Annotated in this window: 17 protein-coding genes; 11 read left to right on the top strand and 6 right to left on the bottom strand. The window is 54.5% G+C overall.

What is annotated here, in order from left to right; genetic code table 11:
- Nucleotides 1-1,390: 1,390 nt before the first annotated feature.
- The 3 genes from HMPREF3130_RS07525 to HMPREF3130_RS11535 form a co-directional block, all read right to left on the bottom strand.
- Nucleotides 1,391-2,584 carry a hypothetical protein gene (locus tag HMPREF3130_RS07525; protein ID WP_070429675.1) on the bottom strand — a complete coding sequence of 398 codons (1,194 nt, stop codon included), beginning with the start codon at nucleotides 2,582-2,584 and terminating at the stop codon, nucleotides 1,391-1,393.
- Between the two features lie 143 nt (nucleotides 2,585-2,727).
- Nucleotides 2,728-4,983, bottom strand: a complete 2,256-nt coding sequence (locus HMPREF3130_RS07530) for an AAA family ATPase (RefSeq protein ID WP_070429676.1) — start codon at nucleotides 4,981-4,983, stop codon at nucleotides 2,728-2,730.
- 265 nt (nucleotides 4,984-5,248) lie between these two features.
- Nucleotides 5,249-5,359: an integrase core domain-containing protein gene (locus tag HMPREF3130_RS11535; protein ID WP_368664910.1), complete on the bottom strand. Its 111-nt coding sequence runs from the start codon at nucleotides 5,357-5,359 to the stop codon at nucleotides 5,249-5,251.
- Between the two features lie 1,994 nt (nucleotides 5,360-7,353).
- On the opposite strand from HMPREF3130_RS11535, the gene HMPREF3130_RS11260 reads away from it, so the two are divergent.
- Together HMPREF3130_RS11260 and HMPREF3130_RS07545 are read left to right on the top strand one after the other, a co-directional pair.
- Complete coding sequence (locus HMPREF3130_RS11260) at nucleotides 7,354-7,560, top strand: hypothetical protein (RefSeq protein ID WP_141737796.1); 207 nt, start codon at nucleotides 7,354-7,356, stop codon at nucleotides 7,558-7,560.
- Between the two features lie 185 nt (nucleotides 7,561-7,745).
- Complete coding sequence (locus HMPREF3130_RS07545; RefSeq protein ID WP_070429679.1) at nucleotides 7,746-9,530, top strand: GmrSD restriction endonuclease domain-containing protein; 1,785 nt, start codon at nucleotides 7,746-7,748, stop codon at nucleotides 9,528-9,530.
- 84 nt (nucleotides 9,531-9,614) lie between these two features.
- Here the strand turns inward: HMPREF3130_RS07545 and HMPREF3130_RS07550 are convergent, their stop codons facing one another.
- A complete protein-coding gene (locus tag HMPREF3130_RS07550; RefSeq protein ID WP_049189974.1) occupies nucleotides 9,615-9,980 on the bottom strand; it encodes a PH domain-containing protein in 366 nt (121 codons plus the stop codon).
- Nucleotides 9,981-10,404: 424 nt separating this feature from the next.
- Between HMPREF3130_RS07550 and HMPREF3130_RS07555 the strand changes: the two genes are divergently transcribed.
- Entirely contained in the window at nucleotides 10,405-11,520 is a 1,116-nt protein-coding gene (locus HMPREF3130_RS07555; protein ID WP_070429680.1) for an esterase/lipase family protein, read from the top strand.
- A 74-nt stretch (nucleotides 11,521-11,594) separates the two neighbouring features.
- Here the strand turns inward: HMPREF3130_RS07555 and HMPREF3130_RS07560 are convergent, their stop codons facing one another.
- Both HMPREF3130_RS07560 and HMPREF3130_RS07565 read right to left on the bottom strand, forming a co-directional pair.
- A complete protein-coding gene (locus tag HMPREF3130_RS07560; protein ID WP_070429681.1) occupies nucleotides 11,595-12,353 on the bottom strand; it encodes an LURP-one-related/scramblase family protein in 759 nt (252 codons plus the stop codon).
- Nucleotides 12,354-12,396: 43 nt separating this feature from the next.
- Nucleotides 12,397-12,915: a type 1 glutamine amidotransferase domain-containing protein gene (locus HMPREF3130_RS07565; protein ID WP_070429682.1), complete on the bottom strand. Its 519-nt coding sequence runs from the start codon at nucleotides 12,913-12,915 to the stop codon at nucleotides 12,397-12,399.
- A gap of 94 nt (nucleotides 12,916-13,009) precedes the next feature.
- Between HMPREF3130_RS07565 and HMPREF3130_RS07570 the strand changes: the two genes are divergently transcribed.
- The 8 genes from HMPREF3130_RS07570 (at nucleotide 13,010) to HMPREF3130_RS07605 (ending at nucleotide 20,690) form a co-directional block, all read left to right on the top strand.
- The gene (locus HMPREF3130_RS07570; protein ID WP_038625583.1) at nucleotides 13,010-13,219 is read left to right on the top strand and encodes a DUF4177 domain-containing protein; all 210 of its coding nucleotides are present in this window, start codon (nucleotides 13,010-13,012) and stop codon (nucleotides 13,217-13,219) included.
- Nucleotides 13,220-13,292: 73 nt separating this feature from the next.
- On the top strand, nucleotides 13,293-14,924 hold the full coding sequence (locus tag HMPREF3130_RS07575) for a CTP synthase (protein WP_070429683.1): 1,632 nt from the start codon (nucleotides 13,293-13,295) through the stop codon (nucleotides 14,922-14,924).
- Nucleotides 14,925-14,972: 48 nt separating this feature from the next.
- Nucleotides 14,973-15,626, top strand: coding sequence for an NUDIX domain-containing protein (locus tag HMPREF3130_RS07580; protein ID WP_070429684.1), 654 nt, complete (start codon nucleotides 14,973-14,975; stop codon nucleotides 15,624-15,626).
- The gene (locus HMPREF3130_RS07585; RefSeq protein ID WP_070429685.1) at nucleotides 15,623-16,561 is read left to right on the top strand and encodes a site-specific tyrosine recombinase XerD; all 939 of its coding nucleotides are present in this window, start codon (nucleotides 15,623-15,625) and stop codon (nucleotides 16,559-16,561) included. The genes HMPREF3130_RS07580 and HMPREF3130_RS07585 overlap by 4 nt, the downstream gene beginning before the upstream one ends.
- A 64-nt stretch (nucleotides 16,562-16,625) precedes the next feature.
- Nucleotides 16,626-17,501 carry a ParA family protein gene (locus HMPREF3130_RS07590; RefSeq protein WP_049189940.1) on the top strand — a complete coding sequence of 292 codons (876 nt, stop codon included), beginning with the start codon at nucleotides 16,626-16,628 and terminating at the stop codon, nucleotides 17,499-17,501.
- Nucleotides 17,502-17,504: 3 nt separating this feature from the next.
- Nucleotides 17,505-18,347 (top strand): segregation and condensation protein A, encoded by an 843-nt coding sequence (locus HMPREF3130_RS07595; protein ID WP_172954612.1) that lies wholly within the window; start codon nucleotides 17,505-17,507, stop codon nucleotides 18,345-18,347.
- Between the two features lie 151 nt (nucleotides 18,348-18,498).
- On the top strand, nucleotides 18,499-19,113 hold the full coding sequence (scpB, locus tag HMPREF3130_RS07600; protein ID WP_049189939.1) for an SMC-Scp complex subunit ScpB: 615 nt from the start codon (nucleotides 18,499-18,501) through the stop codon (nucleotides 19,111-19,113).
- A gap of 416 nt (nucleotides 19,114-19,529) precedes the next feature.
- Nucleotides 19,530-20,690, top strand: a complete 1,161-nt coding sequence (locus HMPREF3130_RS07605) for a PDDEXK family nuclease (RefSeq protein WP_168157918.1) — start codon at nucleotides 19,530-19,532, stop codon at nucleotides 20,688-20,690.
- Nucleotides 20,691-20,863 lie beyond the last annotated feature (173 nt).

Raw genomic sequence — 20,863 nt, forward strand, 5'->3', positions numbered from 1 at the left:
GATTATGGTCGGACTGTTTTCTGTCTGCCTTAGGCCGCCATTTATTGTATGAAAGATGCACCTCGATGGACCTCTTTGCTACAGAATAGCGTAGCTAAAGTCTATCTGTACTTTTCTGGATACATAAGCAGCCCGTGTGGTGGCCTTTGTTTGCTTCTCTCTTCCATCTCAGAGTAAGAACAGCGATTTCTCACGACCTCGAATCGTGAAGAATGGATGAGTAGAACAGCGACTTTCGTCCACTAGTTGTTTGCTCTTTGTGTGAACGCTTTCCATGTATTCGTGCCTAGGTTCTAGTGGCACAGAAGCAATACTTTTGTAGGCGACCAAGCAGCCAGAGGCGGGGAGGAATCAGATCTGTAACCAATGGAAAGTAGTATTAGTGCTGCGGTCAAGCTGGCTAATCCGATTGATACTTGAATTAAGGCCTCCGAAAGACGGAAACCTTTTTGCTTCGTTTCGGCCTGTCTGACCGTAGTATCGCACTGGGGTCTCAGTGCTTCAATGTTGGTTGCCCGTTGCATGTTGATAAGCTCGCCTGTCTCGGTTCCCGCAAAACCCTGACGACATGGACTCTAGGCGCCACAAAATGATTGTCCAATGACGCGGACGAGTTGTTATTGGTTCTCCAGAATATCAAAGTGACAACCGGAGTAGCTCGGTTTCAAAACTTCATAATGAAGACCGGAACACAGGGAAGCGTGCTTGCAGCAAGAAAGCGGTCGAAGCTAAACAGGGATCCGAGAGAAAACTCCGCGCATCTTGTCGACGACTCTGGCGCAGTTACGAACAATAAAATCCTCGACGCGAATGACCTTCCTGATGGTCTAGTGTATTTCTTGGTTTACCGGTGGCTCCGGCGTAAGGAGAGTCAGCGTCATTCGATTGATCTGGCGATGAGAGAGCATTGCGTTTGCCCGCCTTAGCCTGCCCAAGGAGCAGCAGCTTCTAGCATGGGCAGGCCGACCAGGTACTAGATTCAGCACGGCAAGAAGTGATGGTCGATGCAACTGATACTGCATTGACGATAACTAGCCGCAGGCAGCAACCAAGATAGAGCTGCGCAAACGAATGTTTCTCGAACACCGTGTGTACTAACTGGATTGAAGCACAAACTCATCGGTGACTTTCATCCCACCCTTGTTGAATTAGGAGATACAATACTCAGACTCCTCAAGTCTAGGCTAGGAAGACGAAGCTAATATATTTATTGAAAAAGGAGGAGATGCGCCAAAGTAAAAATAGTATTGATTGGAAAGCTGCTCAAATAAGCATAAATGACACCTATAAAGATAAGGTACAGAGAAGCTGTAAAAGATTTAGACGTAATAACAAAGTTGACGGAGCATCCGACGGTACCTTAACGGCATTAAATACTGTCAACAACGTGTTAAAGGATATGATTGACAATGGCTTTCCGACAGGAGTGATAGGTTGGCTCCACCTCCTCAATCTCCCAACCGACGGTTAGTACTTTGCAAAAGTTCTCATAGGAGTACATGCCGTCATTCTTTTGTATGCTAAGTTTAATCGATTCAAGCTTAAATCCAAGGCAGGTGCGTTGGTAGACAGGATCAATTGCGGACGTGTTCCCATTTGGATGTGCTTCTCCTAGATGCTGGCCAGGAGTTAGCGCGATCATATTTTCAGGAACATTGGCAAGCTCCGGAAAAGTGGACGCTGGGAAAATATGGTGTACATGAGTTGCTTTTACGTTCGTGAAATTAGGTACCTCGGCCACAAAATTATGGTATTTACGAACGTCACGCATAACCTCCGATTTGAGTTTTTGTTCAACCGACGATTTGGCTGCTTGCTCTTTTAGCTCGGAATATTCCATGCGGGTTAATTGCTTCGGCTTGCGATTTGCCGAGTCTCGCCAATTGGGACGATTATACGTTAATTCAAAAACACTCGGAGGATACTTCATCACCCTGCCGCGTTCGATGCCAGGAATCATTTCCGCGTACGCAATCGGATTCACTACTTTTGCAAAAATACGCCCAGCTTCAATGCCAGGATTTTTGCTCCCACGAGATCCCAACTTCATCGTGTCGATTAAAAGAGTCGTGAATTTTGCTTTCAGCGTTTGCATAGCATCTTGGTCATGATTACTATTGATATAAGCTTCGAAATTCGACCACCAATTAAACTGCTGTAGTACCCATTTTAGATATGAGATGAGGAAAATGCGTGCCTGCTGTTCATCTCCGGAAATCGCAACGAGGACGTCGCGATTTTCAACTCGATATATCCGGCGTGAGCCATTGACTAGCTTAGAAGAAAGGACTCCGGCATACGACAATGTGTTTAAGTTTTGGGAAATAAACTTATCGTATTCGTTAGCGGCATTCTTATTATCTAGTCGTGGCTTACCGTATTCACGACACAAAGCTGAACTTAGTGATGATACCTGCTGGATATCATGACGGGTAAACGTCTCAAGATTGTGAATATCAGTACAAGCGCATACCGCACTGGCAATTTGTGCGAGATTTCCAGCGGTGACTTTTTGGTCGATCCACCGTGCGCCACCGGCCTTTGAACTATCGAATATTTCCTTATAGGGGAGATTATCCTGCATGTTCAGTTCCTTTCACTATCATTTAATATTATAACGTGACTGAACTAAAATGTTGTCTTAGTTATCCTTAAGTGGTAGAACCTGCTAAATCGAGATGCATATCCAAACCTGAGCGATGACAAACTTACGTGATACCGTTTCAACTAACCGCGAAGAGTGTCCAATGATCTAAGTATATTTCGCGCCCCTGTCTTGCCACGAAACTTTTTCAAGAGGGAACGGAAGTGTTTTTCATCAACGGCGCGCATGAACTCTAATGTGTCGATGAGTGCGCGCTCCATTTCACTACGCGATAGGGCGCCCCCTGAACGTCCCAGGCCTGAATGGGATAGGCCATTCACGAGTTTCGATAATGACGGTGATAACGAAATCTGTTCTTCGGAAATGACTCCTTGGATTCTACTGCCAAAGTTGTCGTTCGCTGGGAATCGGAATTCAGTGAATCCCTCTAAGACTTTACGGCAGAAATTCCCAGTACCAACATCTGGCACGCCACCATCTTGCAATCGTTCGAATGCTCGTAATGCCATATAGAATGAAAGCCAGTAATCATTTGTAAGATTGATTGCTTCATCATCCCATTTCCGGTATTTCGTGTTCAGCTGTTCGGAAGAAAACGTATCCTTGTATATTTCATAGAAACAAGCTGTTGGTAACTTCCCATCACTCTTCAACACAGCCTTACTTCCCAGACGGTCTTGAAGTATTTTAAGGTGCTGATGGCTATGTGTGAAATAGCATATTGCAGCTGGCCTCGACTTTTGAAAAAAATCAGAAATGAAACGATCTGCAGTTAGCATTCTAGCTTCATCAAGCTCACTACCAAGATCGTCAAATAACACGATACTGTTGCTTAGACACGCCTTTCTCTCCTGGGTTCGAAATTCAGCACAGAAGTACAACAGGGAGACAAGCTTCTTCTCGCCTTCAGACATCCCATCGGCTTTCTCACCGTGCCGGGTGATTCTATAGCCCTCGCCTTGATCTCCCTCGCTTACTTTAAGAACACTGTTTCCAAGGATTGACGCTAGTGAGTCGTTTAGAAAATTGGCGGTATCAGCGGTAGTCGATATCTGTGACTCCAGTTGAGTAATATTTTCGCGGACTTTTCTTACCTCATCAATAGCTATTCTGTGGTTCTCATTCGCTGATTCTAGTAATTGTTGGTTGGCCTCCCAAGCAATCCCGTCTGTTGCACAACAATGGCGTTGTAAGTCTTTCAGTGCTCTTTTCTGATTATCGGTATGATTCCTAATCTTGGTCTGAGTAGTAGTATATTCGTGTTCAAAAGATGAAAGAGCTTCGAGAAACTCAGATAATTCTAATAGCGGCCGTTCGTCAATAACTTGAGAGTGTGGATTGTCTTTTTTGCTGGTAATTATGCGGCGGATTTCATGTAGCGATGGTAGTATTTTTGTTATTGTACGAATAATTTTTGATTTTTCATTCTCTAGATTCCCGCCGTACACTGATTCGGAAAACTGAGTCGCGTTGAGTGAGTCTTTACATCTTTCTAGTTGGTCGATGAATATCTTACACTTCTCTAACGCATCCAGCAGTATAGGGTCCATAGAAGACTCTGCTTGATTAATTGCAGCTTCAATCTGTCGGAGACGTTCTTTGGTGACTATTCCATTGCAAAACTCGCATTGTTGGCCAGGTTGATGCTGCGAAAGGCCCTCTTTAATCCAGTTCGTGATTTGAATAATGTCAGTCTTAGTAGAGTCTGGGCGGGCAATGACCTTATCCCAGATATGGTCTTCAAGTTTCCAGGGGGAGTCAATGATTGGTACTGGCGGAAGGGGGTCAGGTGCATCATGTTGTACTATTCTTAGCAGGGCCTCAACCTGGTTGTCGTCCAATAGCTTTCCCTGCTGATTTTCGAGAATTTCGCGTATTTTTCGTCGGTTAAAGCTCCGACCATTAAGTCCTGAACACCTATTTTCTAGTGACTTTCGTGTTCCATTAAATACTCTGTCTAGTACCGCTTCCTGTTCTTTCTCTAAGTCGCGTACCTTTTGCTCTTGTTGTTGGAGTTCATCTACGCTATTTTTTAAGGCGGATTGTTCTTCTTTGATTTTCATTTCGAGTTGTGCGGCATCGTCCCCGAGTCTTACGGTAGTAACACTTCTAGCTTTACCGCCTATTATGAAGTCACCAACATTGGCATTTCGCCAATTATCGTCAAATGCAAAGACCTTAAGGTCTTTGTTGTTCATTGTCGCTTTGGGGCGTAATTCGCTGTAGTTTGCAATGGTTTCGCAGACCGTTGTTTTTCCGGATCCGTTAATGCCAAATAGTACGGTGTTGGGATAAAGCTTCAGGTCTTTAAGAGCGTTTTCCGCCACATTTCTGTTGGCTGTATTTGCTCTCACCGTAATGGTCGAAATATTGCTCATGTCGAATTCCAGCTTCTTCCGCAGACTAGTGAAATGAGTCTTTTCGTTGGTCGCTATTCTAGTGGACGTTGATGTGGCTGTGGTAGGTTTCGGCTTTTTCGATGGTTTTATTTGCTCTGGCCGTTCGGGGCTGAGCCTGTAGCACCTACTACACCTCAGTGAATAGGTGTTTCTGGTACTTTGCTGTCTTGTTCTTTGGCGTCGGGGTAGGGCGTGGTTGGCATGAGAGGCTTTTATTGGAATAGCCCCCGAAAGCTGGGCTGGTCTAACCCTGGTCGGTTAGCAGTTCTAGGGCCTGGTTTCGATATTGCATCGGGTCAGGCCCCGAGTCGTTGTTGAATGTGTTTAGTGTGTCCCACTGGATGTACTCGTCGATTACATGGCTGAACCTCTCGGCAGTGCCGAAAGCGTCCCCATGTTACATTTCGGTTTTTAAGTGCCCACAGGTCTTCCCGCATTGTCGTAGCAGTTGGCTCTACTCGACATCGATTGATCACCGCCTTTGTTGTCGATTGATTTGTGCCGTGAGGTGTGCTGGTACTTGAATTTTTGGTCGGGCTACATCATCTGACCGGTTTTCGGGGTCTAATCTATTATCGCTTTGCTTTAAGCGGCTGCGGTAAAGGCTGTCTTCGGCGATGAATCCAAGGTTGAGCGGCCGAACAAATCCATCACCCGGATAATACATTTTGCGGACTGCCCCCTGAACTTGGTGCTGTCACTTGTCAATAACGGTGTTTTGTTTATCCGGGGTGGTACTGGGGTCCAGTTTGTTTTCAACAATGTGGCTAATCATTCGAGCGTAGTAAACATAAGGGCGACGTTGTCGGATTCTGGCTCGAGGATTCCTTTGACGCATGAGTTTGTAGACAAGTTTGTGGTTGACCGCTCAGCCTAGGGACGCAAGTCAAGCAGCACAGGCCGATAGCTGTAGTGATGCTTGTTACGCTCGAAGCGCACTACCGGATTGGATGAGCGCAGCGTGCTTATCCAGTCTACTGAGGTGCTTCTGCTGGTCGAGGAATGTTGCCTGTGGGATGTTTTCCGTCGCTAAGAAGTATTTCAAGCGGTAATGCGACTAGAGTATGACAATCGCTTGGAGTTTCACACGTATCCCTGATTCGTCAAGTTCCAGATTTTTTTAGATAAGAGTTCTCCGCTTTCAGACGCTGAGCCTCACGCCGCAGCTTCTTATCCTCCGTAAGCATCTTTAACGAGGCCGAGCTTTTGGGCTTGCCATTCGGCTCCGGTCTTAACGCCTCGTCGCCGCCCTGGCATCATTTCCACGACCAACCGCTGACCAACTGATCTGATAAAAGCCGAAATTCACATGCAAGATACATCAGTGTCTCGCCGACAAGGTGGAGGCGGAGAACTTCCATTTTGATGTTGACGAGTATTGCTGTTTAGCCGGCTTGTCCAAAAGATATAGCTAGCCATGCAGTTGAAGCGGCCAAACAGTTTGCGGATGGCGTCTTTGGAAACACCAAGAGCATTGGCCGAGGCTTGATACCCCATGCTCTGCTCAAAGTAATCGGGTAGCTGGTCATGCAAACATTCACTCAGCGAACTTCGCGCTCTCAACGGAAAACTGTTCCCTAACTCCCCGCATCTATGAAAGTCGAGTTAGGACGTAATCAATCATCACAGATTCTGCCGCAAACTACGCACAATAGCCTCAACCGTAGTGAGACCGGTGCATTCCAATTCCCCTAACCAGAGCCCTTTTTGCAGGCTAGAGAGTCGGTCTGTTCCACGATGGGAGTCAGCGCAGGTGACCATGGAAGCGGCGAGTCGGGGACAGCGACGCCTGACTGGTGCTTGCGAAAGACAATTTGAGAGGTGTAAGCACCGGACGGTGCCCAGCCGTTATCAAAATCCTCGAGGCCTGTCTTTTCAGGCTCCGCCAATTGGAGAGTATGTCGGAGCTTACCGTTTGCGTGCATTGCACGGCGGGGGAACGACCTGACCCAGTTGTGATGCAGGGGGGGCAAAAGATGAGGTCAACTCTGAAGCCAACATGGCCAAGGATGCTGGGCCACGATGCATTCTGGCAGGCTAGCACGGTGTGTCAATCTGAGTCGTAGATGGTGGTGACGACTTCGGCAAGGGTTTCGCCATCTTGCAGGTGAAGGACGCGAACCCTTGAATCCGAAACGTCATTGCCGTGCCAGATGAGTGCGCGGACGGTTGCTGCTTGGCTCGTTGTGGTTTGGCCTTTTCTAGTGGTGCTCGTGTTATGACTCAACAGTGTTCAGCAGGTTCGCGGAGGAGTTCAGGGGCGTAATCGGTGCCGAGAGCCTGAAACTGCTCGCTCACCGGGCGGCTAGTAAACGCATCGATAATGGTCACACCGTTATGCTGGTTCGAGTGAACATCGGACTCGGTATCGCCGGAGCTTATGGCGACCGTCTAACCGGTGGTACCGATTTTCTCTATAACAGCCAAAAGTTGGTCAAGCTAAGGGCGAACATTCGTCACCGCGACAATGATGTCGATAATCCCGTTATCGCATCCCAAAGAGATAGCAGGGATATCGATGATTTCGCGAAAAGCCCGTCGTCAAGCCGACTTTGATGACCCCCTATCGTGGAGGGGTCCCCGGCATATCTTCGTCGCCTGGCAATGGGGTCGGAGGGGGGCCTTGTACGTGCGAGCAAACACGGCGCGGATGAAGTTTCTGGAGTGGGTAGCGATTATCTACAAGGAATGTGTTCTCTAAAAGCCAAGAGAGATCCCGTAACTGTGGAAGAATCGTCAACATGAGCATGTACACCGTTAACCAGCACACAGTCGAGACACTGCTTGGCTGGATTGAGAGCGATACTATCGCGATTCCTGAAATGCAGCGGCCGTTTGTATGGAACAGTACGAAGGTTCGCGATTTGATGGACTCGCTGTATCGCGGGTTTCCGGTGGGGTTCCTGATTACTTGGCAAAGTCAACAAGTACCGGTTAAAGGCGGCGGACATGCCGGTTATCAGCAGATTCTGATTGATGGTCAACAGCGTATTACTGCTTTGCGTGCTGCTGTTGCTGGGCAGCCGGTGATGGGGAAGGACTTTAAGACCAAGCGGATTGTTATCTGCTTCAATCCGCAAACTGAGGAATTTGCGACTGCAACACCAGTGCTGAAGAGGCAACCGGAGTGGATCTACGATATCTCGGAGTTCCTGCGGTCGAACAATGTTTATCGGCCAATGGGGGAGTACATGGCGAAGAACCCTGAGGCCGACGATGAGGCAGTTGCAACAGCTTTGGAAAAGCTGATGGGAATCAAGAAAGCCCCGATTGGAATCATCGCACTGAGTGATGAGCTCGACATCGAGACGGTTGCCGAAATCTTTGTGCGCATCAACTCCAAGGGCGTAGCACTGTCTAGCGCAGACTTCGTCATGAGCAAGATTAGTTCCTATGGCGATCAAGGGCGCAACCTGCGGAAGCTCATTGACTACTTCGCACATCTAGCAGTAAGTCCGCATGATTACGGCGAGCTCCGTAATGATGAAGAGTTTGTGCAGACTAAGTACTGGAAGGAAATCGAGTGGCTTAAAGATGACACCGAGGATCTCTACGATCCGTCGTACGTAGACCTCATCCGTGTCGCCTCGATGGTTGCTTTCCGGCGTGGTCGGGTTTCATTCGTTGTTCGTGAACTCAGCGGACTCGATCCTGAAACCAGAAAGTTTTACCCCGAGCGAATTCCGGAAGCGTACAACAAGTTCGAGCAAGCGCTACTCCGCGTCGTTAACAAGTATGAGTTCAAGAAGTTTTTGGTAATTCTGCGGTCGACAGGCTTTATCAAGAAAAACATGATTACCTCAAGCAACGCGGTCAACTTTGCGTACGCGCTGTTCCTCATCATGCGTGCGGACGGCCGACCGGATCCGGAGGTTAGTAGCGTCGTTAGGCGATGGTTTGTAATGACGCAGTTGACCAGTAGAGCGTCAGGTAGTTTTGAGTCGACTTTTGAACGAGATTTGCGTGCAATTGACCGAGTCGGGCCGGTCGCAGCGTTGAAGGAGCTTGAAGAAGGCGAGCTGGGAGAAAGCTTCTGGGCAGTAACACTCCCACAGCGTTTCGATTCTTCGAGTGTGAATAACCCGCAATTCCGAGCCTTCATGGCTTCGCAGGTGAAGGCACAGGCAACGGCGTTCTTAAGTAAGCACGCGCTAGTTAGCTCGATGATTGAAGTCCAAGGCGACATTCATCACCTGGTTCCGAAAGACTATCTTCGCAAAAATGGGGTCAATGATAAGCGCGACTATAACCAGGTAGCCAACTACGCGTTCGCAGAGACTGCAGTAAATATTCGAATCGGCAACCGCATGCCCTCTGAATATTTGGGTGAGGTGTTCTCCCAAATTGAGTCCGGTGAGCCGACGCTCGGCGAGATTACGTCACGCGAGGACCTTGACCGTAACTTCGAAGTCAATGCCATTCCCGAGTCGCTGGTTGACACAACTGTCGAGAACTACCACGAGTTCCTGCAGAAGCGCCGCTCTTTGATGGCAGTGAAGCTTCGCGAATATTACGGGGATTTGTAGATTTACTTGTGGAGTATGACTCCCACGAATTGAAAAAGGTCCAAAGGATCTCGTGGGAATCACGGAATAATCAGCCGTCGGCTGTTATGCCAGCACGCAGTTACCGATTAGCCGGTCAATTGCACGGACATCGAGGCCGCGGCCAATTTTAATTTTGATTTTGCCCGCACGAGTCCACAGCTCGATTTCAGCGTTGAAATCCAGAGTGCCTGCGTTTTCTGTGGACCACATGTTGATGGAGCTGTACGGGAGTGAGTACATCTCCACCTTTTTTCCGGTCAACCCCTGCGCGTCTCGGACGATCAAACGCTTATTGGTGAAGATTGCAGAGTCTCGGAATGTCTTGAACGCCACGTAGGGCTGTTCGCCTTGAACCATCAGCTCCTGTGCGTCCTTAGGAATTGGGGTCTCTTCGACAAAAGTCCAACTAGTGATTTCTGCAGCTTCCACGGGATCCTCCAAGGGAAGTAAAAGTAGTTTTCGGCTGCATAATTTTACGATTAATTCGTTAGTTAATGAAAAATATTTCTATCGGGTGTACCTGAGCTAACTCCTGAATTGGCGCTTGAGCAGGTTCTTGCACCTGCAAGTACCGAGATATTTGTAGCCGCTGTCAGCGCAGCGTGCACAGGAGTGGGGTGGGTGCGCGCTTCTGTTTCACCCGATGGTCGACATTACTTTAAAAGCCTACAAAGCTGGAGATGGATAGTATTATAGTTATATTCGGTTCACATTTTATTAACCCTATTTAGGGGCTTTGATTGCTCGCCTTTCAGAGTACGATAGCGATTCATAGCCTGTTTTTTGCTCTTGCCCATGCCGTAGTTCTTATTGGAAGCGTTTTACTATTCACTTTTCTACGCAAGGAGTAATCATGGGCACTCATCGAGCATTTTCGAAGCTGGCACGGTCGGCCACAGCACTGGTAGCCGCAGCTGGTGTCGCTATGGCAGCGGCTCCTATCGCGGCTGCCGCACCGGCTTCGGCAACTGGTAATGATCAGGTCCTGTCCTGGACCGAAATGGGCGAGTGGGGCCCAAAGGCAAATGATTTCCCCACCGTCATGGTCAATCAGGGGATGACGGAAAACATCAGTCCCGAGGGCACAAATGTGCAGTGTGTTCCTGCTCCTGGTGAGAATCCTGTGGTCATGATTCATGGAATGAACTCGAACTCGTACCAGACCTATGCGCGCATGGCGCCGGAGCTAAAGGCAATGGGTAAGTGTCTGTACGCATTTAACGTCGGCAAGCTGGGTCCTGACGAGTTTTCGGTGCTTGGCTCTATTCCAACCATGCGCAACATGACCCCGCTGGATACGGCTTTGGCTGAGTTGACTGCGAAGATTGACACTCTCAAGGCGGAAACTGGTGCAACCGCCGTCGATATTGTTGGTCACTCTGCTGGTGGCACATTGGCTGCCGCTTACGCCAAGCAGGAGCAGGGCCGGGGTATAGGCACGGTTGTGTCCCTGGCGGGCGTCCTGCACGGCACATCGCTGCTCGGTATCTCCTATGGTTTGGAGCAGCTCGACCAGTTCGACAATGCTGGCAACAAGGCTGCGGGGTACATCGTCAGCCCGAGCCTGGTGGATCTGCTGCAGCATAGCGAGTTCATGGCCAAGATGAATGAGGGCGGCTTGGAGCAGCCGAGTGTCAACTATGTTGCAATCTCTACCCAGGTTGATGAAGCCGTCACGCCAATGGCTGCAAGCCAGTGGCAGGCACCAACGTCCAACAATATCCTCCTGCAGAATGGCTGCTCTGCCGACCTGTCCGGCCACATCGGTCTGACCTTCTCGCCGCGTGCAATTGCGCTGGTAGCCAATGCGCTGGGGCGCAATGTTGAGGTTCCGTGCGTGCCGGTAACTGGCTTTGTGGATAGCGGCATCAATGACAATGCCGGTGTTCGCCCTGAACATGTCAATGCCGTTTCTGATGGCATCACGGAAATCGACGGACGCATTGCGGAGACTGCAGGATCGCGGTAGCGATAGTCGCGACCGAGACAGTAACCGGCGGTAGAACCGGACAAGGGGTAGGGGCGCGTTGTCGGCAGCAGTTACTAGCTGTCGGATCGCGCCTTTTTCGCCATCAAGTCCAGTGCGATGGCGGCACCAATAATGGCAGCGCGCAATTGTGGTGGTAAATCATCCTTGAGCTGCAGAACATAGCGCTCATTGCCGGTTAGCATATTTGTAAAACCCGACCACTTGCGGGACATCTGTGCAATTTTGACGTCGTTAATCTTGAAGGTCGCGTCGTAATGCCAAACGTCGCCGTCGACCTCGCAATGAGCAAAACCGGGGATAGAAATCTCCAGCCGCCGCTTAAAGAACGCAAACTTCTGCTGAATAGTTGCCAATAGGCGCGATGAGTCTGCTTCGACCTGCTGCTTTCCCTCAGGGCTTGTTGCCTGCGGGTCGGGGTAGTAGACTTCGTAGCTGTCAAGGGCGAAATCGGTCGGATCGGTAATGACGAACACCGGAGTGCCGTCTGGCTCCGACACTGTCAGACGACGCGAACCCATAAACATTCGGCTCAGCGTGCCGCCAGTAGTTTCAATCTTGCCGATGCAATTGCCCTCGGTATCCAGGATGCCGAAATCATCCGCCATGAAGTTTCGAATCTGCTGGATAACGATGCTGTTGTGCGAGAGCAATCCCCGGTAACGCCCTTGCTGTGGCGGAAGCTGTTCAGGTGCGGGAGGTTGCTCAGGAGCGGAGGGCTGCTGCGCGGAGGGCTGGTGCTCCGACGCATCTTCCGCATCATTTTGTGGAATCTGATCCCACAGTGACTTTGGATTATCCCAATACGAAGTCATGGCAACAGCCTTCCTTTGATGAGTCTTGGGGCAGGCGAGTGGGTTAGAAGTTCTCTACGAGCGCCTTGTTGAAAGCCTCAAGATCAGCCGGGGTGCGGGAGGAAATCAGGTTGCCGTCAACGACAACTTCCTCATCGACCCAGTTGGCGCCAGCGTTCACCAGGTCGGTCTTGACGCTAATGTAGGAGGTAATCGTGCGGCCCTTCAAGGCTTCCGCGTCGGTGAGAATCCAACCGCCGTGGCAAATCACGCCGATTGGCTTGTCGGCTGCGGCGAATCCCTTAACCAGGGCCACGGCATCCTTATCGATGCGAATCTGGTCAGCATTCACGGTGCCGCCCGGCAGGATCAGGGCATCGTAATCATCAGCAGAAACGCTGCTGGTCAGCTTATCGACGTCCACCTTCGTACCATTCTTGCCCTCAATGGAGCCGTCTTCGGTAGAGATAACGTGCACGGTCGCACCGGCATCCTTCACGGCCTCAGCCGGGCTCGTCAGCTCGGAGTCCTCAAATCCGTTGGTGGCCAAAACTGCAATGGTCTTATTCGTTAAATCAGTCATAGCCCCGAGGGTAACGACGTGATCGCGTTTATGCATCCGCCCGAGTATTGTTTTGCATGCAATATTGAAAAATTATCTTGATGGAGGGCGAAAGATGCCTCATTATGAAGTTCTTCAGGTGGTTCTGAAGGAGAAGTTCATCGGTACCGGCTCGGCTAATCTGACTGAGTTGGAGCGAGTAATTAACGACAAGGCGTCGCAAGGGTTTCGGCTGCACACGATTACTACTGCTTCTTCTGGCAGTAAGGGGCTGATGGGTGGTGACCGTATCCAGGCGACCATGATCTTCGAGAGTCTTACCTAGTTGCGTAATTAATCTCCGCCATTATGAAAAGTCGCTTGCGTTCACACCCGCGCAAGCGATATTCTGAAGTCCCGTGGTTACGAAATACATCATCGTTACGGGAGGCGTAGCCTCCTCCCTCGGCAAAGGCTTAACTGCGGCTTCGCTCGGCCGCCTGCTCACCTCGCGTGGTCTCAAAGTGACTATGCAAAAGCTCGATCCCTACCTCAACGTGGATCCGGGCACCATGAACCCCTTCCAGCACGGCGAGGTCTTCGTCACTGAAGATGGCGCAGAAACTGACCTGGACCTCGGTCACTACGAGCGCTTCCTCGATCGCAACCTCTCCGCCGGCGGTAACGTCACCACCGGCAAGGTCTATTCCTCAGTCATCGCCAAGGAGCGCCGCGGCGAATTCCTCGGCCAGACCGTGCAGGTCATCCCGCACATCACCGACGAGATCAAATCCCGCATCGTCGCTATGGGCAATGCCGACGCAAACGGCGAAAAGCCCGACGTGGTCATCACCGAGATCGGCGGCACCGTCGGCGATATTGAATCGCAGCCCTTCCTGGAAGCCGCACGGCAAGTGCGTCACGACGTCGGCCGCGAGAACGTCTTCTACCTGCACGTGTCACTGGTTCCGTACCTCGGCCCCTCCAAGGAACTGAAGACCAAGCCTACCCAGCACTCGGTGGCCGAACTTCGCTCGATTGGCCTGGTTCCCGATGCCGTCGTTTTGCGATGCGACCGCGACGTCCCCGACTCCCTCAAAAACAAGATTGCGCTGATGTGCGACATCGACCGCGAGGGCGTGGTGTCCTGCCCGGATGCTCCGAGCATCTACGACATCCCGAAGGTCCTCTATGAAGAGCACCTGGACACCTTCATCATCCGCCGCCTGAACCTGCCGTTCCGCGACATGGATTGGGCCGTGTGGGGAGACCTGCTCGAACGCGTCCACAACCCGAAGGGCGAGGTCACGGTGGCGCTCGTCGGCAAGTACATCGACCTGCCGGACGCCTACCTGTCCGTCGCGGAAGCTGTGCGTGCCGCAGGTTTCGCCCACCGCGTGAAGGCGAATATCCGCTGGGTCGCTTCCGATGACTGCGAAACCCCGGAGGGGCTGAAGAAGAACATGGCCGGCGTTGACGCGATTGTCATCCCCGGCGGCTTCGGCGGTCGCGGCATTGAAGGCAAGATCGCGACCATCCGCTACGCCAAGCAAACCGGCACGCCACTGCTGGGAATCTGCCTGGGTATGCAGTGTGTCGTCATCGAGGCGGCGCGTACTGCGGGTGTTGAGGGCGCGTCCTCGACCGAGTTCGATGAGAATGCGGCCGAGCCGGTCATCGCCACGATGGAGGAACAGCTGCAGGCCGTCTCCGGTGAGGCTGACCTGGGTGGATCCATGCGCCTGGGTTCCTACCCGGCAAAGCTCGCCGAAGATTCCGTCGTCGCTCGCCTCTACGGCACCACCGATGTCGCCGAGCGCCACCGCCACCGCTACGAGGTCAACAACGCCTACCGCAACCAGCTGTCAGAAGCCGGACTGGTCATCTCGGGCACCTCGCCGGACGCCAAACTCGTCGAATTCGTCGAATACCCCACGGACGTGCACCCATACCTCGTGGCCACGCAGGCGCACCCGGAGCTGAAGTCACGCCCCACCAGCGCCCATCCGCTTTTCGACGGCCTCATCGCCGCAGCCCTCAAGCGCAACTAGCCTCGGCGCCGCGCAGCCGAATCCGGCCTACCCATTAGAGTGAAACTCATGGCGCATCAATTTGACGTTGTTGATTCCGAGATCGTTCTCGAGGCACCCATTATCGCGGTCCGCCGCGACCAGGTGCGAATGCCGGGTGGGAAGGTGTCCGCCCGCGAGATTGTGGAGCATTTCGGCGCTGTCGCAGTTGTTGCCGCAGATGAGGATAACCGCCTCTACCTGCTGAATCAGTGGCGACAGGCGGCAGCGAAGCGCCTGGTGGAGTTACCGGCCGGGCTCCTCGATGTCGCGGACGAGGACCCACTGGAGGCCGCCAACCGCGAGCTGGTCGAGGAAGCCGGACTGGAGGCCGAGTCCTGGTCCCTGCTTACCGATATGTTCAGCTCGCCCGGCTTCGCAGAGGAAGCGGTTCGGATCTATCTGGCCAGGGATCTCCGTGCCGTCGATAAGCCGGAAGCCCACGATGAGGAAGCGGACATGACTGCGACGTGGGTTCCGGTCGAGGAGGCGGTGGCGATGGCGCTGCGCGGAGAGATCCTCAACGGCATCGCGCTATCCGGCATTTTGCTGGCGGCGGAGGTGCTGCTGCGGGGTGCGACGCCGCGCTCAGTCGCGGAGCCGTTCGACATTCGACCGACGGCTCTGGCGAAGCGCCGGACGGAGCAGCTCGGCGCCGGCGCGGATCTGAAACGCATCCGATGAGTTCGATTGATTCGCTTGTCGACGCCTTCGTGACCTACCTCGCGGTGGAAAAGGGCCTGTCGGCGAATACGCTCGCCAGTTATAAGCGCGACTTGGAGAAGTACCGCACCTACCTGCGGGAGATTGGGCGTACGGAATTGGCGCAGGTCACCGAGCAGGATGTGTCAGAGTTCCTGGCGTATCTGGCGCGGGGAGATAAGTCGGCGGGAAGGCCAGCGCTGGCCCCGACCTCGGTGACGCGGTCGCTGTCGGCCGTGCGGAGCTTCCACAAGTTCGCGGTGGGTGAGGGCGCGTTGGATGTGGATGTCGCCAAGCGGGTGGCGCCGCCGAAGCAGCCCTCGCGTTATCCGAAGGCGCTCAGCATTGATGAGGTCACTCGGCTTATCGAGTCCATCCCCGACGATGAGACCGCCGACGTGACGGATTTGCGAAACCGCGCGCTGGTGGAGTTTTTGTACTCGACCGGTGCGCGCGTTTCCGAGGTCACCGGCCTGGATATCGATGACGTGGATCGCGAAACCAACCTCGTGTTGCTGCGCGGTAAGGGCGGCAAGGAGCGCATCGTGCCCGTGGGATCGCCGGCCATGGCGGCGCTGGATGCGTGGCTGACACGCGGGCGGCCGAGCTGGGTGCGGGCGAACTCCGGGCCGGCGCTGTTTATTAACTCGCTGGGGCGCAGGCTGTCTCGGCAGTCGGCGGGAAATACGCTGGCGGAGCTAGGCGAGCGCGCCGGGCTGAGCGTGAAAATCTCCCCGCACACCCTGCGCCACAGTTTCGGCACACACCTCATTGAGGGCGGTGCCGATGTGCGCGTGGTCCAAGAGCTGCTGGGGCACGCCTCGGTGACGACGACCCAGATCTACACCATGATTACCGCGGAGAATATGCGACGAGTCTGGGCGGGGGCTCACCCACGGGCTGAATACTCGCGGTAATATGTGGCGGTAATATATCGCGCAGTAGAATTGATGAGAAATCTTCAAGGAAGAGGGATTGACTGTGGCTGAAGAAGGGTTGTTTGAGGCCGATCGAGTTGAACTCGGTCTCACCGGTCGTCCGGCACGTGAGCTGCCGGAACCCGCACCCCTGAACAGTCATGGCCCCGCAGTCATCCTGGCAATGTGCAACCAGAAGGGTGGCGTGGGTAAGACCACCTCGACCATTAACCTGGGCGCGGCGCTGGCAGAGTTCGGTCGTAAAGTCCTGCTCGTTGACTTGGACCCGCAAGGCGCACTATCCGCCGGTCTCGGTGTTCCCCATGAGGAACTCGACCTGACGGTCTACAACCTCATCGTCGACGACACCACCGATGTCCGCGATGCCATTCATCACACCAAGGTCTCCGGCCTGGACCTTGTCCCGGCCAACATTGACCTGTCGGCTGCGGAGATTCAGCTTGTCAACGAAGTCGGCCGCGAGCAGGCCCTCGGACGCGCGCTGCGCCCAGTGATGAATGACTACGACTTCATCATCATTGACTGCCAGCCGTCGCTGGGCCTGCTGACCGTCAATGCGCTGACCATCTCCGAGGGCGTCATCATCCCAATGGTGGCAGAGTACTTCTCCCTGCGCGGTCTGGCACTGCTCACCGACACGGTGGCCAAGGTCCGCGACCGCCTGAACTTCAACCTGGAAGTCTCCGGCATCCTGGTCACTATGTTCGACCGCCGCACGCGCCACGCCAAGGAAGTCATGGAACGCCTCATCGAGGTCTTCGGAGACAAGGTCTTTGACACGGTCATCACCCGTACTGTCCGCTTCCCGGAAACCTCCGTCGCTGGCGAGCCCATCACCACCTGGGCACCGAACACCCCAGCTGCGGCGCAGTACCGCAACCTGGCCCGCGAGGTCATCGAGCGTAAAGGCCGCAAATAATAGGTGACTTCCCCGGATAGTTACACTCCCGAACCGTCGTCAAGCGAGGGCGTGCAGGAAGAGATCACCGGCTTCCGCGTCGCGCTCGCGAACTTCAACGGGCCTTTCGACCTGCTGCTGCAGCTCATCAGCAGCAAAAAGATGGACGTCACCGAAGTCGCGCTGGCGGCGGTGACGGACGAGTTCATCTCGTACACGCGCAGCCTCGACGCAGTCAGCGACCTCGACGAAATCACCGAATTCCTCGTCGTGGCAGCGACGCTGCTCGACCTCAAGACCGCACGGCTTCTGCCGCGTGGCGACGTCGACAGCGAAGAAGACCTCGAACTGCTAGAAGCACGCGACCTGCTGTTCGCCCGACTGCTGCAATACCAGGCGTATGGCAAGGTAGCCGACCAGTTCGAGGAGTGGCAGAAGACCGCGCCGCGGCGCTATCCGCGGGCCGTGGGGCCGGACAAGCAGTTCGAGGAGCTGCTGCCGCCCGTGCGCCTGGGCATGACGCTCGGGGAGTTTGCCGAGTTTGCGGCCGTCGTGATGCGGCCGAAGCCGCCGGAGGAAGTCGGCGTCGGGCACATTCACGGTGTGCCCGTGTCCGTGCCGGAGCAGGCGGGCAAAATCCTCGACTCGCTGCGGCTGGCAGGCGAGGGGACTTGGCTGACGTTTACGCAGTTGACCTCGGAATGCCGTGTGTCCATGGAGGTTGTTGGGCGGTTCCTGGCGCTGCTGGAGCTCTACCGTGCCAAAGCGATTGGTGTGGAGCAGGAGGAGGCGCTGGAGGAAATCCACGTGGCCTGGACCGGGCTGGACGTGGACCCGGCCGTCGTGGCGGCGGCGAACTGGGAGTAGGTGGCTGGGCTGCGTTGGGGCTGGGCTGTTGAGCGTGGGCTTGGTCGGGCGTGGGCTTGGTCGGGCGTGGGCTTGGTTGGGCTGGCGCTAACAGCTGATTAGCGCCCGGCCAATTAGCGCCCGGCGCGGGAGGTTGCGTAATCTGACGCGCATGAGCGAAACCAGTTCCGCACCATCCGAGCAGGCCGTGGAGCCCGTGTCTGCTTCTTCGGCGCAATTGCCGCCCATTGACCCGTTGCGAGCAGGCGTGGAGTCGATTCTGCTGGTAGTCGATACGCCGGTGGCGGCGGAGGATATGGCGCGGGCGCTGGATGTTTCCGCAAGTGATGTCCGTGACGTGCTTCGCGAGATCGAGTACGAATACCGTGCACGTCGCAGCGGCATTGAGCTGCGTGAAACGGATGAGGGCTGGCGCTTCTACACGGCTCCCGCGCACGCCAGCGCGGTGGAGCGATTCTTGCTGGATGGCTCGCAGTCGAAGCTCTCACGTGCAGCTATGGAGACGCTGGCAGTGGTGGCTTACCGACAGCCGGCCACGCGTGCGCAGGTCTCCGGTGTACGCGGTGTCAATGTCGATGGGGTGATGCGCACGCTGGTCGCGCGCGGTCTGATTGCGGAGTCCGGAGAGGACCCGGCAACCGGCGCGCATTTGTACGTTACGACGACGCTGTTCCTGGAGCTTTTGGGGATTGATTCGCTGGACCAGCTGCCTGATTTGGCTCCGCTGCTGCCTGAAGTCGACTTGATCGACGAGCCGTTGGACTAGGTGGGGTTCTGGGGCGGTTGGACAGGGGGCCTAGCTGGGCCGCGGGGCTGCGGGGCTGCGGGGCTCGCTCCATCGGCTAACCCACTTCACGACACGCGTGTCACCTCATGCCACCTCCACAGCTGCCACGAGGTGACGTGGGTGTCGTGAAGTCGCATTCCGGGCTGGGTATGCTGCTCGCTACAGCTCACTGCGAGCCTTTGCACCCACCACACCCACACCGCACACCACACCCACCACACGCATTGTGGATAACTCCCGAAAACTGCAAACTATCCACAGTCGACGCCAAATTGACGCCTTCTGAGCCTCCGTGTGAGCCCAAAAATGAGAACGTAGCACTCACCAACACTCGCAAACACTCACAAACACACAAACCCACAAACACTCACACCCCGCCACCCACCCACCAGCAGTTGCCTGGACCTCAGGAGCGCAATCCGATGCCGCAGTGGAACTACGACGCCGACGACATCATCCGTACCGGCCAGCAGCGCGAATGCGCCCGCCCCAGCACATTCGCAATCTCCCGAATCGGCCAGCACTCCGACCGAGATCTCCTCCGGCGGGCCAAAAGCGGCAGCCTCCTGTGGCTCGCACACGGCGCGTACGTGCCTGTCGACAGGTGGCTCACCCTAAACAGCACCGAACGCTACGTCCTGGAAATCAAAGCGCTCGTCCATCGCGACACCGCCACCGTAGTCACCCGCGATGCCGCCGCTGCTCTCCACGGTTTACCTCTGCTCACACACAACACTCCCATCGCGATAGCCAACTCCGGCCGCACGCGCGGGCAATCGCGAAGCACGCCGAATGGCCCGTACCAGCCGCACAAACGCCTCATCCGCGTCTCCGGCCGGATTCTCCCCGAGGACATCGTAGAAATCGATGGCCGCCTCGTCACCGATGTCCCAAAGTCCGTCATCGACGTCTGCCGTTCCCGCACCCCGCACAATGCACTAGTGCTTGCCGACGCCGCCCTCCAGCGCCACACCGACACCGAGGAACTGTCGGCTACGTTGGCTGCATATCCGCGTGCTCCGGGAAATGCACAGGCCAGGAGATTGTTGGGGCAAGCGACAGCGTCGTCGGAAAGCATTGGGGAATCGCTCACTAAAGAAGCAATTGTCCAGGCGGGGCTAGCTGCTGTCGACGATTCTCGGGCTCCGTTGCTTCAGCAGGTTTCCTTTCGGGATGATCGTGGCTTCATCGCACGCGTGGACTTCTACCTGCCCGAACTTGGGCTGATCGTCGAGTTCGATGGCCGTATGAAATACACCGACGGCGGGGTCGCGGACACGCAGGTGGCAATCGCAAAGGAGCTGGAGCGCGAGAAGCGCCTGAAGAATCTCGGACTGAATGTTATCCGAATCGTCTGGTCACAGCTTTTCGACGGCACCGCCGTAGCCACCTTGCGGCAAGCGGCCGCAGAAATCCGACGTCACCTGGCAAATGGTGGCAGTTGCTATCGCGGAAACTACGCCTTCGCGCGGCAGCCCATCACAATCACAGGTAAGGCGGCCGAGTTGGCCATGCGTCGCCGACGAGTGTGGAGCCAGGCGGGGCGGCTGTACTAGCTGGCTGGCTCATCGGGCCACCCCAACCTCACTTCACGACACGAGTGTCACCTCATGCCACCTCCACAGCTGCCACGAGGTGACATGGGTGTCGTAAAGTCACTGAGACTGTCTGTAATCCTTGCGAGAAGCTCCACCACCAACCCCGAACGGCGTTCAAGTCTGGCGCTGTA

This window comes from Corynebacterium sp. HMSC14B06 (assembly GCF_001807075.1).
Taxonomy (GTDB): domain Bacteria; phylum Actinomycetota; class Actinomycetes; order Mycobacteriales; family Mycobacteriaceae; genus Corynebacterium; species Corynebacterium jeikeium_D.

Bases quoted from the DNA above. Each gene is read 5' to 3' on its own strand.
- HMPREF3130_RS07525 (WP_070429675.1), bottom strand. From the start codon at position 2,584: ATGCAGGATAATCTCCCCTATAAGGAAATATTCGATAGTTCAAAGGCC.
- HMPREF3130_RS07565 (WP_070429682.1), bottom strand. From the start codon at position 12,915: ATGACTGATTTAACGAATAAGACCATTGCAGTTTTGGCCACCAACGGA.
- HMPREF3130_RS07530 (WP_070429676.1), bottom strand. From the start codon at position 4,983: ATGAGCAATATTTCGACCATTACGGTGAGAGCAAATACAGCCAACAGA.
- HMPREF3130_RS07580 (WP_070429684.1), top strand. From the start codon at position 14,973: ATGGCGCATCAATTTGACGTTGTTGATTCCGAGATCGTTCTCGAGGCA.
- scpB (WP_049189939.1), top strand. From the start codon at position 18,499: ATGAGCGAAACCAGTTCCGCACCATCCGAGCAGGCCGTGGAGCCCGTG.
- HMPREF3130_RS07545 (WP_070429679.1), top strand. From the start codon at position 7,746: ATGAGCATGTACACCGTTAACCAGCACACAGTCGAGACACTGCTTGGC.
- HMPREF3130_RS07570 (WP_038625583.1), top strand. From the start codon at position 13,010: ATGCCTCATTATGAAGTTCTTCAGGTGGTTCTGAAGGAGAAGTTCATC.
- HMPREF3130_RS07555 (WP_070429680.1), top strand. From the start codon at position 10,405: ATGGGCACTCATCGAGCATTTTCGAAGCTGGCACGGTCGGCCACAGCA.
- HMPREF3130_RS07585 (WP_070429685.1), top strand. From the start codon at position 15,623: ATGAGTTCGATTGATTCGCTTGTCGACGCCTTCGTGACCTACCTCGCG.
- HMPREF3130_RS07560 (WP_070429681.1), bottom strand. From the start codon at position 12,353: ATGACTTCGTATTGGGATAATCCAAAGTCACTGTGGGATCAGATTCCA.